The 15,287-nt window shown below is 61.3% G+C and carries 11 protein-coding genes and 1 tRNA gene; 9 read left to right on the top strand and 3 right to left on the bottom strand.

Annotated elements, in window-relative coordinates; genetic code table 11:
- Positions 1–152 precede the first annotated feature (152 nt).
- Together R0J92_RS03930 and R0J92_RS03935 are read left to right on the top strand one after the other, a co-directional pair.
- A tRNA-Asp gene (locus R0J92_RS03930) sits at positions 153–229 on the top strand.
- 149 nt (positions 230–378) lie between these two features.
- Positions 379–783: an acyl-CoA thioesterase gene (locus R0J92_RS03935; RefSeq protein ID WP_317385930.1), complete on the top strand. Its 405-nt coding sequence runs from the start codon at positions 379–381 to the stop codon at positions 781–783.
- Positions 784–892: 109 nt separating this feature from the next.
- Here the strand turns inward: R0J92_RS03935 and R0J92_RS03940 are convergent, their stop codons facing one another.
- Positions 893–2,284, bottom strand: a complete 1,392-nt coding sequence (locus tag R0J92_RS03940; RefSeq protein ID WP_411050797.1) for a dipeptidase — start codon at positions 2,282–2,284, stop codon at positions 893–895.
- A gap of 464 nt (positions 2,285–2,748) precedes the next feature.
- Here R0J92_RS03940 and hemA point away from each other — a divergent pair, with 464 nt between their 5' ends.
- From hemA to ispG, 3 genes are all read left to right on the top strand, one after another.
- Positions 2,749–3,972: a 5-aminolevulinate synthase gene (gene hemA, locus R0J92_RS03945; RefSeq protein ID WP_106164598.1), complete on the top strand. Its 1,224-nt coding sequence runs from the start codon at positions 2,749–2,751 to the stop codon at positions 3,970–3,972.
- Positions 3,973–4,100: 128 nt separating this feature from the next.
- On the top strand, positions 4,101–5,318 hold the full coding sequence (locus tag R0J92_RS03950; RefSeq protein ID WP_106164504.1) for a helix-turn-helix domain-containing protein: 1,218 nt from the start codon (positions 4,101–4,103) through the stop codon (positions 5,316–5,318).
- A gap of 121 nt (positions 5,319–5,439) precedes the next feature.
- Complete coding sequence (gene ispG, locus R0J92_RS03955; RefSeq protein WP_411050798.1) at positions 5,440–6,573, top strand: flavodoxin-dependent (E)-4-hydroxy-3-methylbut-2-enyl-diphosphate synthase; 1,134 nt, start codon at positions 5,440–5,442, stop codon at positions 6,571–6,573.
- Positions 6,574–6,702: 129 nt separating this feature from the next.
- On the opposite strand, the gene R0J92_RS03960 is transcribed toward ispG, so the two are convergent.
- Positions 6,703–7,467, bottom strand: a complete 765-nt coding sequence (locus R0J92_RS03960) for a DsbA family protein (RefSeq protein ID WP_106164506.1) — start codon at positions 7,465–7,467, stop codon at positions 6,703–6,705.
- Positions 7,464–8,909: a M48 family metalloprotease gene (locus tag R0J92_RS03965; RefSeq protein ID WP_411050799.1), complete on the bottom strand. Its 1,446-nt coding sequence runs from the start codon at positions 8,907–8,909 to the stop codon at positions 7,464–7,466. The genes R0J92_RS03960 and R0J92_RS03965 overlap by 4 nt, the downstream gene beginning before the upstream one ends.
- On the opposite strand from R0J92_RS03965, the gene R0J92_RS03970 reads away from it, so the two are divergent.
- From R0J92_RS03970 to prfB, 4 genes are all read left to right on the top strand, one after another.
- Positions 8,908–10,053 (top strand): pyridoxal phosphate-dependent aminotransferase, encoded by a 1,146-nt coding sequence (locus R0J92_RS03970; protein ID WP_411050800.1) that lies wholly within the window; start codon positions 8,908–8,910, stop codon positions 10,051–10,053. The genes R0J92_RS03965 and R0J92_RS03970 overlap by 2 nt on opposite strands.
- Positions 10,053–11,276: an N-acetylmuramoyl-L-alanine amidase gene (locus tag R0J92_RS03975; protein ID WP_411050801.1), complete on the top strand. Its 1,224-nt coding sequence runs from the start codon at positions 10,053–10,055 to the stop codon at positions 11,274–11,276. Before R0J92_RS03970 ends, R0J92_RS03975 begins: the two co-directional genes overlap by 1 nt.
- Positions 11,277–11,540: 264 nt before the next feature.
- Entirely contained in the window at positions 11,541–14,048 is a 2,508-nt protein-coding gene (locus R0J92_RS03980; protein ID WP_317385937.1) for a PBP1A family penicillin-binding protein, read from the top strand.
- A gap of 114 nt (positions 14,049–14,162) precedes the next feature.
- Entirely contained in the window at positions 14,163–15,287 is a 1,125-nt protein-coding gene (gene prfB, locus R0J92_RS03985; RefSeq protein ID WP_106164511.1) for a peptide chain release factor 2, read from the top strand.

Raw genomic sequence — 15,287 nt, forward strand, 5'->3', positions numbered from 1 at the left:
TAGCTCAGCTGGTTAGAGTGCCGGCCTGTCACGCCGGAGGTCGCGGGTTCGAGCCCCGTCAACCGCGCCACTTTCACCCCGCCTGAGGGCCCTCGACAGGGGATCAGGACCGTCCCGGATGGGAGCTGCTGACCAAGGTCAGCACAAAATGCGCGGTTGTAGCTCAGCTGGTTAGAGTGCCGGCCTGTCACGCCGGAGGTCGCGGGTTCGAGCCCCGTCAACCGCGCCACTTTCACTTCCTTTTACAAAAACTTCCAAAACACTGGCATTCGTCGTTCCTTCGCGCATTCAGGCTGCTGTTTTGCCTTTTCCTGCGCAGATACTGGCGACACAGTAGGGCAGATCCCAGCCATCCGTTGAACAGACGAGAGCCCACTCATGCCCGTGTCAGAAAATCCGCCTGAAAGCCCACCTGAATCTCAGCCCACGATCCGCGTGATTGCCATGCCGACTGACACCAATCCGGCAGGCGACATCTTCGGGGGCTGGTTGATGAGCCAGATGGACCTCGCAGCAGGCACAATCGCCGCACGTGTGTCCAAGGGGCGCGCTTCCACCGTTTCGGTGGAAGAGATCCAGTTCCATCGCCCGGTTCTGGTCGGGGATGAGGTCTCTCTTTATGCGGAGATGTTGAAGGTCGGGCGCACCTCGATGCGAATTCGTGTTCGCGCGTGGCGTCGTGCCCGCCATCAGGAAGAGACCCAGCAGGTGACCGAGGCGATCTTTACCTTTGTGGCGCTGGATGATGACGCGCGCCCAAGGCCGGTGCTGCGCGAGGAGTGACACGAGGGCAGGGACCGCCCTCGAAAGCAACGGTATCGGCTGTCGGCTCAATCCAGGGCTTTGTCCTGCGCAAGCGCGGGGGCGCCCATCGCCCCCACGCATTGTTAACTTAGGCTTTGCTCAAAGCATCCAGCACGCGCGCCCAGGAGCGAATGCCTTTGTGGAAGCTCTCCAGATCGTATTTCTCGTTCGGAGAGTGGATCGCGTCATCTTCATTGGCAAAGCCGATCAACATCGCATCCATGCCCAGGATCGACTTGAAATAGCCGGCCACCGGGATGGAGCCTCCCATGCCGGAGAACACCGCCTCACGGTTCCATTCCTCGGTCAGTGCGCCACGGGCGGCCTCGAACTCGGGGCGGGTGGTGTCGATCACATAGGCAGGGGCGCCGTCCAGATCGAGATCCCATTTTACGGTGCAATCCTTGGGCAGACGGTCCTCCACATGGGCGCGGATCTTCTTGCGCAGCGCGGCGGGGTCCATGTCACCGACCAGACGGCAGGTGATCTTGCAATGTGCCTCTGACGGGATCACCGTCTTGGTACCCGCGCCCTGATAGCCGCCCCACAGACCGTTGATTTCCAGCGTCGGGCGGGCCCATTGCTGCTCCAGGGTGGAGTATTTTTTCTCGCCATGGGCCACCGTGTAGCCGGCGTTCGACAGATAATCTTTCTCGTCGAAGCCGCAGCCCTGCCACTGGCGCAGGATATCGGCGGGCACCTCATGCACACCTTCATAGAAACCATCCACGGCAACGGCGCCGGTTTCGGGATCGTGAAAAGAGGCGATGATATGGGAAATCTCGCGCAGCGGGTTGAGGCCGGGACCGCCGTAGTGGCCGGAGTGCAGGTCGATCTTCGGCCCGATCAGGGTGAATTCGTCCTTCATCATGCCGCGCAGCTGCGAGGCCACCGACGGCACGCCACGGGCAACCATCGAGGTGTCGCAGATCAGCGCGATATCCGCAGACAGCTCTTCCTTTGCAGCCTTCAGGAAAGGGATCAGCGAGGGAGAGCCCGATTCTTCCTCACCCTCAAAGAAAAAGGTGATGCGGCAGGGTAGGGTGCCATGCACCGCCTGCCATGCGCGGCAGGCCTCGACGAAGGTCATCAGCTGGCCCTTGTCATCGGATGCGCCACGCCCCCGGATCACGGTGCCGTTTTGGGTCTCTTCCATCTGTGGCTCAAACGGGGGTGTGTTCCACAGGTCAAGCGGGTCCACCGGTTGCACATCATAGTGACCGTAAAACAGAAGATGCGGGCCTTTCGTGTTTTCCTCGCCCACATGGCCCACCACCATCGGATGGCCGGGAGTTGTGCGCTTTTCGGCCTTGATGCCGATGCTGTTCAAATCTGCCACCAGCCAATCCGCGGCGGTCTCGCAGTCAGCCTTGTAGGCGGGGTCGGTTGAAATGGACGGGATGCGCAGCAGCTCCAACAGCCGGTCGGTTGCAGCCGAGATATCGGAATCGATCTTGTCGAGAACGGGGGTAAGGGACATCGGTCTCTCCTGAAAATAGTGCTTTTCCGCATGCGAGCCTTGTGGTCGAGGCGCTGCTGGCGGGTCTCGGGGCGGAGCCTAGCAGTGGGATAAATCAAGGGCCAGTCGCACAATTGTATCAGAACACCGGCGGCAGTTTTTCGGCGTCGTCTCGCTTCGGAACAGCTGTTTCCGATCCGCACCCATTGCGCTTGTCTGCGGCGTTTTGCGCTGCTTTCGCATGGCGCCATTGCGGCCTCTGACGCTTGCCTGAAGCTCAGAATGGTTCTAAAAGCCCAGAAAAGGTTTATTTGACCTGTATCAAGGATGCTGGAGCCGTGACACTCTATCACGTTGTGCAGGACAGGGGTGCCAGTTAGAGACCGTGAAATATATCACGACGCTCATGCTTCATCAGCAGGGCTGTTCGGGATCAAGACGCAGCCAGGCCGGTCAGGCAACGGCAGACAGCTATGGAGATGACGGTGGATTATACCTCACAACTCGACGCAGCGATTGAACGCCTTCACGAGGAAGATCGCTATCGGACGTTTATTGATATTGAACGCCGTCGTGGCCAGTTTCCCCATGCCGTCTGGACTCGCCCCGACGGGACAGAGCAAGACATCACCGTCTGGTGCGGCAATGATTATCTCGGGATGGGTCAGCACCCGGTGGTGCTGAAGGCGATGCGCGATGCGCTGGACGCCACTGGCGCCGGATCGGGGGGCACCCGCAACATCTCTGGCACAACGGTCTATCACAAGGAGCTCGAGGCGGAGCTGGCTGACCTGCATGGCAAGGAAGCATCGCTGCTGTTCACCTCTGCCTATGTCGCCAATGACGCCACGCTCTCGACCTTGCCAAAGCTGCTGCCCGGCCTGATCATCTACTCCGATGCGCTGAACCATGCCTCCATGATCGAAGGTGTGCGCCGGAATGGCGGTGCGAAACGTGTCTTCCGCCACAATGATGTCGCCCATCTGCGCGAGTTGCTGGCAGCGGACGACCCGGCTGCTCCTAAGCTGATCGCGTTTGAGTCGGTCTATTCCATGGATGGGGACTTTGGCCCTATCGAGGAAATCTGCGACCTCGCCGAAGAGTTCAACGCACTTACATATATTGATGAGGTCCACGCGGTTGGCATGTATGGTCCCCGCGGAGGCGGCGTTGCAGAACGTGACAATCTCGCCCATCGCATCGACATCATCAACGGCACGCTCTCAAAGGCCTACGGTGTCATGGGCGGCTATATCGCGGCATCAGCCAAGATGTGCGATGCCATCCGCTCCTACGCGCCGGGCTTCATCTTCACCACATCGCTGGCACCGTCGATCGCGGCGGGCGCAGCAGCCTCCGTGCGCCACCTGAAGACCGCTCAGGAATTGCGGGACAAGCATCAGGAGCAGGCGCGGTATCTCAAGACCCGTCTCAAGATGATGGGGCTGCCGATCATCGACCACGGCACGCACATCGTGCCGGTTATTGTCGGAAACCCTGTCCACACCAAGAAATTGTCGGACATGTTGCTGGCGGATTACGGGATTTACGTGCAGCCCATCAATTACCCGACCGTGCCGCGCGGCACCGAACGCCTGCGCTTCACGCCCTCGCCGGTGCACGGACCGAAGGAAATGGATCATCTGGTGCGCGCCATGGACAGTCTATGGTCGCATTGTGCGCTAAATCGTGCCGAACTAGCCGGATGAGCTACTGCTAAGTGTTCATTAAACAGAATTGTGTTATCGTTTCATCAATGAAACTGCGCTGACGAATCGAGAATCGGTTGGTACAGCGCATATGTCGCAAAACGGCAGGTATTGATGGGACAGCAGGCATGATCGGGCGCCTTACGCAGCGCAGTTTCCGAGGTCGTCAAAATACAACAGAGCCGCCCCGCGGCTTTGATGATTTCGAGGTGCGCCTTGGTGACATGATGCGCGGCGAACGGGCAACCATGGGTAAATCGCTGCTTGATGTGCAGCGTGAACTCAGGATCAAGGCCTCCTATATCGACGCCATCGAGAATTGCGATCCCTCTGTCTTTGATACCCCGGGCTTTATTGCCGGATACGTGCGCTCCTACGCCCGTTACCTGAACATGGATCCGGAGAAGGCCTTCAATGGCTTTTGCGCCGAGAGCGGGTTTTCCGTGGCGCATGGGATGTCCTCCGAGGCTTCTGTTCGCAAGCCCAAGGAACTGACCTACGGCGCTGGAAAAGGGCTTGGGGCAGACGCCTTTACCAACTCCACCACGCCCTTCGTTCCCGTGACCGACAGTCTGCTGAGCCAGGTTGACCCGCGCGCCATCGGCTCCTTGCTGGTCTTGTGCGGTGTCATTGGCGGTCTGACCTTCGGGGGTTGGAAGCTGCTGCACGAAGTTCAGCAGGTGACATTTGCTCCGATAGAGCAAACGCCCGAGGTGCTCGCCGAACTCGACCCGCTGGCCACTGCCGCCTTGGCGACGGGTGATGTGACCGACGATCCCGCAACAGAAGCGCTGGACCGTCTCTATCGCCCGCAGGCCCTGGATGTTCCGGTTCTCGTGGCGCGCGATGCACCGATTTCCACCCTTGATCCGCGCGGTCAGGGTAATTTCGCGGGCACGGAGCGTCCCGGCCTGATGCTGGCCGAAGCAATGGTTCCAGCGAATGAGGCAACGGATCTCTCGGTGCCGCAGGTTCTCGAAGACGTTGCACCGTCGGTCGAGATGCTTGCCGTCCGACCATCTTGGGTTCAGGTGAAGGCCGCCGATGGCAGTGTCATCTTTGAAACCATCATGGAACCGGGGCAGACCTTCGAGGTGCCGTTGACCGAGGATGCGCCGCGCCTGCGCACCGGCGAAAGCAGCGCCATCTACTTCGCTGTCAATGGCCAGCACTACGGTCCTGTCGGCGGGCGTGGTCAGGTGACAAAGAATGTCGAACTTTCGCCGGATGCGTTGAGCGGACGTTTCCAGCTCGCGGATCTCGAGGCCGATCAGAACGAGGCATTGGCCACGATGGTTGCACAGCTGCGGGCGGTTCAGACCACCCCGGGGTCCGTCTCGGACTGACATCACGATCACGCAGACCCTGCGTTCCCGTTACGGATTTACCTGACACCCCGGACAGCCATTGCAGGCTCCGGGGTGTCGGCCTATTTAAGGGGGACGCGACAAGCAGGACGAGGCAGCCATGTCCATGAATCACATTCGCCCCTGGCGTAACATCGAACGCCGCAAGAGCCGCCAGATCCATGTCGGGAATGTTCCCGTTGGCGGGGATGCCCCGATTGCGGTGCAGACCATGACCAACACGCTGACCACCGACATCAAGGGCACGATTGCCCAAGTGCAGGCGGCTGCGGATGCGGGCGCTGATATCGTGCGGATCTCCGTGCCGGACGAGGCCTCCTCGCGCGCTTTGAAAGAGATCGTGCGCGAAAGCCCGGTCCCCATCGTTGCCGATATCCATTTCCACTACAAACGCGGCATCGAGGCCGCCGAGGCGGGGGCGGCCTGTCTGCGCATCAACCCGGGCAATATCGGGGACGAGAAACGCGTGGCCGAGGTGATCCGCGCGGCGCGCGATCATAACTGCTCGATCCGCATCGGGGTCAATGCCGGCAGTCTGGAAAAGCACCTGTTGGACAAATACGGTGAGCCCTGTCCCGACGCGATGGTCGAAAGCGGCATGGACCACATCAAGATCTTGCAGGACCATGATTTCCACGAATTCAAAATCTCCGTGAAGGCCTCCGACGTCTTCATGTCTGCCGCCGCCTATCAGATGCTGGCGGAGGCCACTGACGCCCCCATCCACCTCGGCATCACCGAGGCGGGCGGGCTGATGTCTGGCACCATCAAATCTGCCATCGGTCTTGGGCAGCTTTTGTGGATGGGCATCGGTGACACTCTGCGCGTCAGCCTCTCGGCGGACCCGGTCGAGGAGGTCAAGGTCGGCTTCGAGATCCTGAAATCGCTTGGGCTGCGCCATCGCGGCGTCAACATCATCTCTTGCCCCAGCTGCGCGCGGCAGGGGTTTGACGTGATCCGGACGGTGGAGACGCTGGAAGAACGGCTGGAGCACATCAAGACGCCGATGAGCCTGTCGATCATCGGATGCGTGGTCAATGGCCCCGGCGAGGCGCTGATGACCGACGTGGGGTTCACCGGCGGGGGCGCAGGCTCCGGCATGGTCTATCTGGCAGGCAAGGCGAGCCACAAGATGTCCAACGACCAGATGATCGAGCACATCGTCGAAGAGGTCGAGAAAAAAGCCGCCGCACTCGATGCTGAGGCGGCGGCGGTAGAGCAGGCGGCAGAGTAATCTCTGCCCTTCATCTTTTCATAAATATCTCGGGGGTTTGGGGGCAGAGCCCCCATGCTCTTGGAGTCTTGGCCGCCCCCCAGACGTTACAGCGGCCGGGCCACTCGCGCCCGTCGTAGGTGGCATACCTCAGCTCCGCGCGGCGCGGATTTCCTCGATCATGATCTGGATCTGATCCGCAGGCAGGTAGCCGCGCAGCATTTCCTCTTCCAGCACGAAGGTCGGCGTGCCGGAAATCGACAGGGTTTGCGCCAACGTCCGGGTGCGCCGCAATTGCTCGTTCACCTCGGGCGCATCCATCTTGGCCAGGATCGCATCGGCATCCAGCGACAGCCCTTCGGCCATACGACGCATTGCGACCTCGTTGGGTTCGCCTTTGAAGGCGAGCAGCGTGTCGTGGATGTCCTTGTAGGCCGCGTCACCGGCCACCAGTTTGGTGGCGATGGCAAAGCGCGAGGACAGGACAGAGGCGTCGCCCAGGATCGGGAGCTCCTTGATCACAAAACGGATATTTGAATCTGCTGCCAGCAATGCCTCGACCTCCGGAGCGGCGCGGCGGCAATAGCCGCAGCGGTAGTCCATGAACTCCACGAGCGTGATATCGCCATCGGGATTGCCGCCAACCCAGGAATAGCCGTCGTCCTGCAACTCCTGCAGATTGGCCGCGACCAGTGCTTCGTCCCGCCGGGCGTCTGCCTGAGCTTGCTGTTGTTCCAGCACGTCCACGGCCTCCAGGATCACCTCGGGGTTTTCCATCAGATAGCTGCGCACAGCTGCGCCAAAGGCCGTCTGCTCGGCCTCGGTCATGTCGTTCAGATCAAGCGCCCGCGCCGCCGGAGCGGTGAGAGAGAGCGCGCAGGCCGCCATCAGGGCCATGCGTGTCGGGGCAATCATTTGTTCTTCCTTTTCTCGTCTTGTTCAAATGCAATCAGCACATCCTGTGCCCGGCGCCATGCCGGGGAGCCGCGTGGCAGAATGCCCGTGGCGCGCTTGGCGTGAGGGCCAGCATCTTCCAGTCGTCCCCGCAATGCGTATCGTTCTGCCGTGACCAGTGCGGCCATACCGGTCTGCTTGGTCTTGGCATAGGCCAGCGACATGTCGCGAAGCAAGGTTGCGTTGCGAAAATCGAGGCTGCGCGCCTTTTCCATTGTGTCCAGTGCCGCGCGTGGATTTCCGGCAGCAAGCTGTGCCCGTCCCAGGCTGGCCAGGATCAACGGCTCGCTCGGGGCGAGTTTTGCTGCGGTGGCAAAGGCAGAGACCGCAGCGGACCAGCGTCGGTTCTCATAGAGGATCTGCCCCCACAGCTCATGATAGTATGCGTCCTTTGGGCGTGCCGCGAGTAGCGCCTGCATCTCGGCCTGTGCCCGGCCGAGGTTGTTCTGGCGATGGTGGGCGACCGCGACCCGCATGCGTTTCAGATCCGCATAACGCTCGGAGGACACCCGCCGTTTGGTCCAGCTGGGCGCGCGGGTGAAGGCAGACAGTTTGCCCTGGACCCGCGCCAGCCAATAGGCGGCTTGCGGATCTGTCGGGGTGCCGTCTCCGGCGCTGGCCACATAGGCCTGCGCAGCGCGGATACGATCCCGGCTCAGCGGATGAGAGCGCATATAGGGATCCTGACTGGCCGGGCTTAGTACCTCCTGGCCGGCAAAGATCCGATGCAGCTCCACCATTCCCTTGGGGTTGATGCCCGCGGCGGTCAGGTAGCCGATGGCGGATCGGTCGGCAGAGGATTCCTCCGCACGGGTGTGTGACAGGAAATTTCGCAAGGCCGAGGATTGCACCCCGAACGCCACTCCCGCGGCGGCGCGCCCGCCACCTGCAGCTGCAGCCAGCATGCCCAGAGCGGCGCCAAACCCGGCGGCCGTGCTTGCGGATCTCATGTTCTGGATGCGACGTCCGATATGGCCATTGGCGATATGAGCGGCTTCATGCGCCAGCACCGCCTGCAGCATTTCCGGCGTATCCGACTTCAGAATCAGCCCGTAGTTGACGAAGATCGCCCGCTGGTCGATCACAAAGGCGTTGAAGCCACTGTCATTGACCACCAGTATCCGCACCCGTCGCGGGTTCAGACCTGCGGCCCGCAGGATCGGGCGGGCCAGTTCCGTCAGCCCATGCTCGATATCTGCATCGCGTAGCAAACGAATGGATTGCGCCTGCGCCGTCATTGGCGTCAGCACCAGCGCAACGACCACCGCAGCGCCCGTCATGCGCCCACAGTGAAACAGGCCGCAAACGGCATGGAAAAGAAGCGGCCACAGGCGCCTGCCCGGGATTGACGCGGAGGAGAATACACGGTCAAAACTCATGGCCGCACCATGGGAGATCAGCATGCGAAACTCAAGCCGGTCCAAAGTCGATCCCTTCATTGTGATGGACGTGATGGAAGCCGCCCGCAAGGCGGAGGAACAGGGACGTCATATCATCCATATGGAGGTGGGCCAGCCCGCCACCGGCGCGCCAGAAGCGGCGCGGCGCGCATTGTCGCAGGCGCTTGAGACGGACGCCATGGGCTACACCGTCGCGCTGGGGCTGCCAGCGTTGCGCCGCCGTATCGCGCAGCTTTACGGCGAGTGGTATAACGTCGATCTGAACCCGGAACGCGTTGTGATCACGCCCGGTTCGTCGGGTGCGTTTATCCTCAGCTTCACGGCGCTGTTTGACAGTGGGGATCGCGTCGGCATTGGCGCGCCCGGTTACCCGTCCTACCGCCAGATCCTGAGCGCGCTTGGCATGCAACCCGTGGACATCCAGACCGCGCCGGAACATCGCTTGCAGCCCGTCGCCGCCGATATCCGCGATCAGAATCTTGCGGGTCTGATGGTGGCAAGCCCTGCCAACCCGACGGGAACCATGCTCGACAGGCCGGCGCTGGCCTCCTTGATGGACGCTGCAGCCGATGAAGGCGCCAGCTTCATCTCCGATGAAATCTACCACGGCATCGAGTATGAAGCGAAGGCGGTGACGGCGCTGGAGATCTCGGACGAGGCCTATGTCATCAATTCCTTCTCCAAGTATTTCTCCATGACCGGTTGGCGGGTCGGATGGATGGTGGTGCCAGAGGACCATATCCGAACGGTGGAACGCATCGCGCAGAACATGTTCATCTGCGCCCCGCACGCCAGCCAAGTTGCCGCCCTTGCTGCGATGGACTGCCACGAAGAGTTGGAGGCCAACCTTGCGGTCTACGCAAAGAACCGCGCTCTGATGCTAGAGGGGCTGCCCAAAGCCGGGTTCACCAAGATCGCGCCGCCGGATGGGGCCTTCTACGTCTATGCGGATGTGTCCGACCTGACCAACGACAGCCGCAGCTTTGCCGCAGAAGTGCTTGAAAAGGCAGGAGTTGCGGTGACGCCCGGGTTGGATTTTGATCCTGTGCGCGGCGCCACTACCCTGCGGCTTTCCTATGCGCGATCTACGGCGGATATCGAGGAAGGTCTGTCCCGGCTCAAGGCGTTTATGGAAGGCCGTCGCTGATGCGGGGACTTGCGACTATTCTGACGTGCGTGCTTTTGCTGCTGCCGGTCGGGGCAATGGCGCAGGGGTTCTCGGCTCTGGCGCGGGTGCTGCCCAAGGAAAGCCGTCTCAGCGATGATGGCTCCGGTGTGCAGCTTGAACTGGGGCTGAGCCAGGGGGTTCCGTTTCGGGTCTTTACCCTCAGTGATCCGCGCCGGGTGGTGCTGGATTTTCAGGAAGTGGACTGGACGGGACTGGATGCGGCGACCTTTCTGCAGGCAAAGCCAGTCACCAATGTGCGCTTTGGTGGCTATGTTCCCGGCTGGTCCCGGCTGGTGCTGGAATTGGCTGAGCCGATGCAGGTGAGGTCCGCCGCGATGGAGATTGATCGCGAAACCAGCGCTGCCACCCTGAAACTGGCGCTGGCGCAGACGAACGCCGAGGCTTTTGCGGCTGCGGCCGGCGCGCCCTATGACCCACGGCTGGATTTGCCCGCGCCAGCACAGATCGAAGGCCCGATGCCGCGCGACACAGAGGCCCCCCTCGTGGTGATGCTGGATCCGGGCCACGGCGGACTTGATCCCGGGGCAGAGGCAGAAGGCGGCATCGCCGAAAAGGATCTGATGCTCGCCTTTGCCTATGATCTCGGCGAACGATTGGTGCGCTCCGGCGCATTCGAGGTCTTGCTGACACGTGAGGGCGATTACTTTGTCTCTCTGGAGCGCCGCATCGCCATGGCGCATCAGCAGGGCGCGGATATCTTCATTTCTCTGCACGCGGATTCGGTAACAGAGGGCATGGCCCATGGCACCGTTATCTACACCCTGTCGAAATCCGCCTCTGATGTGGCCTCTGCAAAACTGGCGGAACGCCATGATCGCGCCGATCTTCTGGCGGGCAGCGATCTGAGCGAAGCGGATGATGTGGTGACAGATGTTCTGCTTGATCTGGCGCGCCAGGAGACGCATCCGCGATCAAAGGCATTGGCGCAATCGGTGATCGAGGCGCTGATGGAGCAGGGCGGACCGGTCAATCGCCGCCCGCTGCGCTCTGCCGGGTTTTCGGTGCTGAAATCCGCGGATATCCCGTCAGTGCTGATCGAGTTGGGTTTCATGTCCAGCCCGCGCGATCTGGAGTTGCTGACCGATCCGGCGTGGCAGGCGAGAACGGCACAAGGCATCCTCAACGGTCTTCTGGCCTGGCGTGAGGCCGATGTCGCACGTCGCGCGTTGGTACGGCAGTAGCAACCCTCTGGCGGAACGGCAACACAGCGCGACGCAGCAACTGTGACGCCGCGTGCAGGGATCTCCCCCTTGTGCGGTTGCGACTCTGCTGGTTTTTGCCGGTCGGGGCCCCACATAAGATTGTGAGAATACAGACCCCAGCGCATCTGCTATGATGCGCTCTACCCTCCATCCGGTGGCGTTTCATGCGCCGCCATAACTCGTTTTGACCCTTGTCACCTTGCCCCCTATAAGGAGCCGCATCGTGCGAGAGAGGCCCACACCGTGATCAGGTTCATTCTGTCCATTTTTGGATCCATTTTCAGTACCATCACCCTTGGAATCGGGGTGGGTGCCCTGTCCATCGGGGCGATCTTCTGGGTCTATGGCCGGGATCTGCCTAGCCATGAGTCGCTGGCGCAGTACCAGCCGCCGACCATCAGCCGGATTTTCTCCGGCGAGGGGCAGCTGATCGACGAGTTCGCCAAGGAACGCCGTCTGTTTACCCCGTCGGAAGAGGTTCCCGATCTGGTAAAGCAGGCCTTCATCTCGGCGGAAGACAAAAACTTCTACTCCCACGCCGGCTATGACGCGCGTGGTATCCTGGCCGCCGCCATCGAAGCGGTGAAATCCCGCGGGGAGAACGTCCGCGGTGCCTCCACCATCACCCAGCAGGTCATGAAGAACTTCCTGTTGTCCGGCGACCGCCGTGCGGAGCGCAAGATCAAGGAAATCATCCTCGCCACACGGCTTGAGGAGACCCTGTCAAAGGACAAGATCCTTGAACTTTATCTGAACGAGATCTTCCTCGGTCAGAACTCCTATGGGGTGACTGCGGCGGCGCAGACCTATTTCAACAAGACGCTGGGCGAGCTGGAACCGCATGAGGCAGCCACGCTGGCCGCGATGCCCAAAGCGCCGTCTGACTATCACCCGGTTCGTGAAAAAGAGCGCCTTCTCCAACGCCGCAACTATGTGCTGCGGGAGATGAAAGAGAACGGCTACATTTCCGAAGCGGTCTACGAGGTGGAGCGGGAACAGGAATTGCGGTCGGTCCAGAACGGCGATTTCGACGCCTTCCGGACCGCACTGCCGCCGCGCGATTACTTCACCGACGAGATCCGCCGCCAGCTGTCTGATGACTTTGGCGAGGGCGAGTTCTTTACCGGCGGCTTTACCATCCGTGCGACGATCGACGAGGAAATGCAGACTGAGGCCGCGCTGGCGATGCGCAAGGGGCTGGAAGAGTTCGACCGCAGCACCGGTGTCTGGCAGGGGCCGGTTGCAGAGATTGACCCAGCACTCCTGGACGCAGAGGACGACTGGCGTGCGGCATTGGGCGATGCGGATATTTCGCGTGACATCATTACCGAGGATGGCGCTTGGCTGCCCGCCGTGGTGATGGAGGTTGAGGCAAACGCCTTGACCATCGGGATTGAGAGCGTCACCGGAACCGGCACCGTTCCACGGTCGGATATCAAGTGGCTCCGGGGCGATTTCTTCGACAACTTCAAGCCGGGCGATGTGATCCATGCCCTGGCAGTGCGCGACGGCGACGCAGTGAAGCATTGGTCGGTGCGGCAGGTGCCAGAGGTTCAGGGCGGCTTTGTCGCGATGGATGTGAACACGGGCCGTGTTCTGGCCATGCAGGGCGGGTTCTCCTACCAGGATTCTGTGTTCAACCGCGCCACGCAAGCCCAGCGTCAGCCCGGCTCCAGCTTCAAACCGTTTGTCTATGCCGCAGCGCTGGATAGCGGGTACAGCCCGGCGACGATCGTGATCGACGCTCCGATCGAGATCAACACCCCGCAGGGTGTCTGGCGACCGAAGAACTCTAACCACAAGTTCTACGGCCCCACGCCTTTGCGCACGGGGATCGAGATGAGCCGGAACCTGATGACCATCCGTCTGGCGCAGGAGGTCGGCATGCCGGTGGTTGCCGGCTATGCGGAGCGCTTTGGCGTCTATGACAACATGGGCACGTTCCTCGCCAACTCTCTCGGGTCGGAAGAGACCACCCTCTACAAGATGGTCGCGGCCTATGCGATGTTTGCAAATGGCGGCGAACGGGTGGAGCCAACGCTGGTGGACCGTATCCAGAACCGCTTTGGTCAGACCATCTATCGTCACGATGATCGCGATTGCGTGGACTGTAGCTTTACCGAACTCGACGCGGGCCGCGCGCCCAAGATCGTGACCAATCGCGAACAGGTGATGGATCCGATCACTGCCTATCAGCTGACATCCATGCTTAAAGGTGTGGTTGATCGTGGCACCGCCTCGCGGCTTATCAATCTGCCGGTGCCGGCTGCAGGCAAGACCGGGACAACCAATGACGCGCGCGACGCGTGGTTTGTCGGCTTTACCTCCAACATCGTTGCAGGGTGCTACTTCGGGTATGACAATCCGCGTCCGATGAAGGGGGGCCGCGGTTACGGCGGCACCCTGTGTGGCCCGGTGTTCCAGCAGTTCATGACCAAGGCGACCGAGAAGTTCGGGGGCGGTCCGTTTGACGTGCCACCGGGCGGACATTTCATCAAGATCGACCGCTATACGGGCGGGCGTTTGCCCAACGGCGCGGGCGGTGCCAATGTGGTGGCGGAATATTTCCGCGACGGGGAAGAGCCGATCTTTGGTCTGACCTTCGACGGGGGCTTTGGCATGGGATCGAACCTGCCATTGTTCGAGGAAGTCAGCGAATCTGGTCGTCAGGTCACCACCTCCAGCGGCGGCACTGCTGTGCTGGGACCCAAGGCGACCTTTGGCGACGTCAGCTCCGGCGGGCTCTACTGACACCACTGACAGTTCTGCTGCGGGCAGGCGGGGTACACCTGTCTGCCCGCACTCTTGTAGTGGTCCCGGTGCTGCGGTATCACGCAATCTCAAACAAGATTTCAAGGAATGCTCATGCGCGCCGAGATCCAGACCATCGTGGCCGATATCGAAAAATCGCTCGACCTGCTTGCCCAGCGGATGAACTGGGAGACGGCGGAATTTCGGCTTGAGGAATTCAACGCACGGGTCGAGGATCCCAACCTCTGGGATGATCCGGCAGCGGCGCAGAAGCTGATGCGGGATCGCCAGTCGCTGGTTGATGCAATCGACACCTACAAGGGCATCCGTCAGGATCTCGACGACAGCGTCGAGCTGATCGAGATGGGCGAGATGGAAGAGGACGAAGAGGTCGTCACCGACGCCGAGAACACCCTGAAGGCGCTGAAGGAAAAGGCCGCCAAGAAGGAGCTGGAAGCGCTGCTGGATGGCGAGACCGATGCCAACGATGCCTTCCTGGAGATCAAGGCTGGCGCTGGCGGCACCGAGGCCTGCGACTGGGCGTCGATGCTGGCGCGGATGTATGTTCGCTGGGCCGAAAGCCGTGGCTTTACCGTAGACCTGCAGGAAGAGCAGGGGGGCGGCGAAGCAGGCATCAAATCCGCCACCTATCAGATCAAGGGCCACAACGCCTATGGCTGGCTGAAATCCGAGAGCGGCACGCATCGCTTGGTGCGGATTTCGCCCTTCGGCAAGGGCACACGCGAGACGTCCTTTGCCGCCGTCGGCGCCTATCCGGTGATTGATGATAATATCGAGATCGAGGTGAACCCAGCCGATATCCGCATCGACACCTACCGGTCCTCCGGCGCGGGCGGTCAGCACGTGAACACCACTGACTCTGCGGTGCGGATCACTCACACGCCGACGGGCATCGTTGTGACCTCCTCCGAGAAATCGCAGCACCAGAACCGCGACATCGCCATGAAGGCCCTGAAATCGCGGCTCTACCAGATGGAGCTCGACCGCCGCAACGCTGAGGTCAATGCGCTGCATGAGGCCAAGGGTGATGCAGGCTGGGGCAACCAGATCCGGTCCTACGTGATGCAGCCTTACCAGATGGTCAAAGACCTGCGCACCAACTTCGAGACCGCTGACACCAAAGGGGTGCTGGATGGTGACCTCGACGGGTTCATGGCGGCAACGCTCGCGATGAAGGTGGCAGGCAAGAGCCGCGCCGACGCCCAGGGCGAGGACTAA

Source organism: Tritonibacter sp. SIMBA_163, assembly GCF_046535935.1.
GTDB classification, from domain to species: Bacteria; Pseudomonadota; Alphaproteobacteria; order Rhodobacterales; family Rhodobacteraceae; genus Epibacterium; species Epibacterium scottomollicae.

Coding starts and splice junctions, on each gene's coding strand:
- R0J92_RS03935 (WP_317385930.1), top strand. CDS start 379: ATGCCCGTGTCAGAAAATCCGCCTGAAAGCCCACCTGAATCTCAGCCC.
- R0J92_RS03940 (WP_411050797.1), bottom strand. CDS start 2,284: ATGTCCCTTACCCCCGTTCTCGACAAGATCGATTCCGATATCTCGGCT.
- R0J92_RS03950 (WP_106164504.1), top strand. CDS start 4,101: ATGATCGGGCGCCTTACGCAGCGCAGTTTCCGAGGTCGTCAAAATACA.
- ispG (WP_411050798.1), top strand. CDS start 5,440: ATGTCCATGAATCACATTCGCCCCTGGCGTAACATCGAACGCCGCAAG.
- R0J92_RS03960 (WP_106164506.1), bottom strand. CDS start 7,467: ATGATTGCCCCGACACGCATGGCCCTGATGGCGGCCTGCGCGCTCTCT.
- R0J92_RS03970 (WP_411050800.1), top strand. CDS start 8,908: ATGCGAAACTCAAGCCGGTCCAAAGTCGATCCCTTCATTGTGATGGAC.
- R0J92_RS03965 (WP_411050799.1), bottom strand. CDS start 8,909: ATGCTGATCTCCCATGGTGCGGCCATGAGTTTTGACCGTGTATTCTCC.
- R0J92_RS03975 (WP_411050801.1), top strand. CDS start 10,053: ATGCGGGGACTTGCGACTATTCTGACGTGCGTGCTTTTGCTGCTGCCG.
- prfB (WP_106164511.1), top strand. CDS start 14,163: ATGCGCGCCGAGATCCAGACCATCGTGGCCGATATCGAAAAATCGCTC.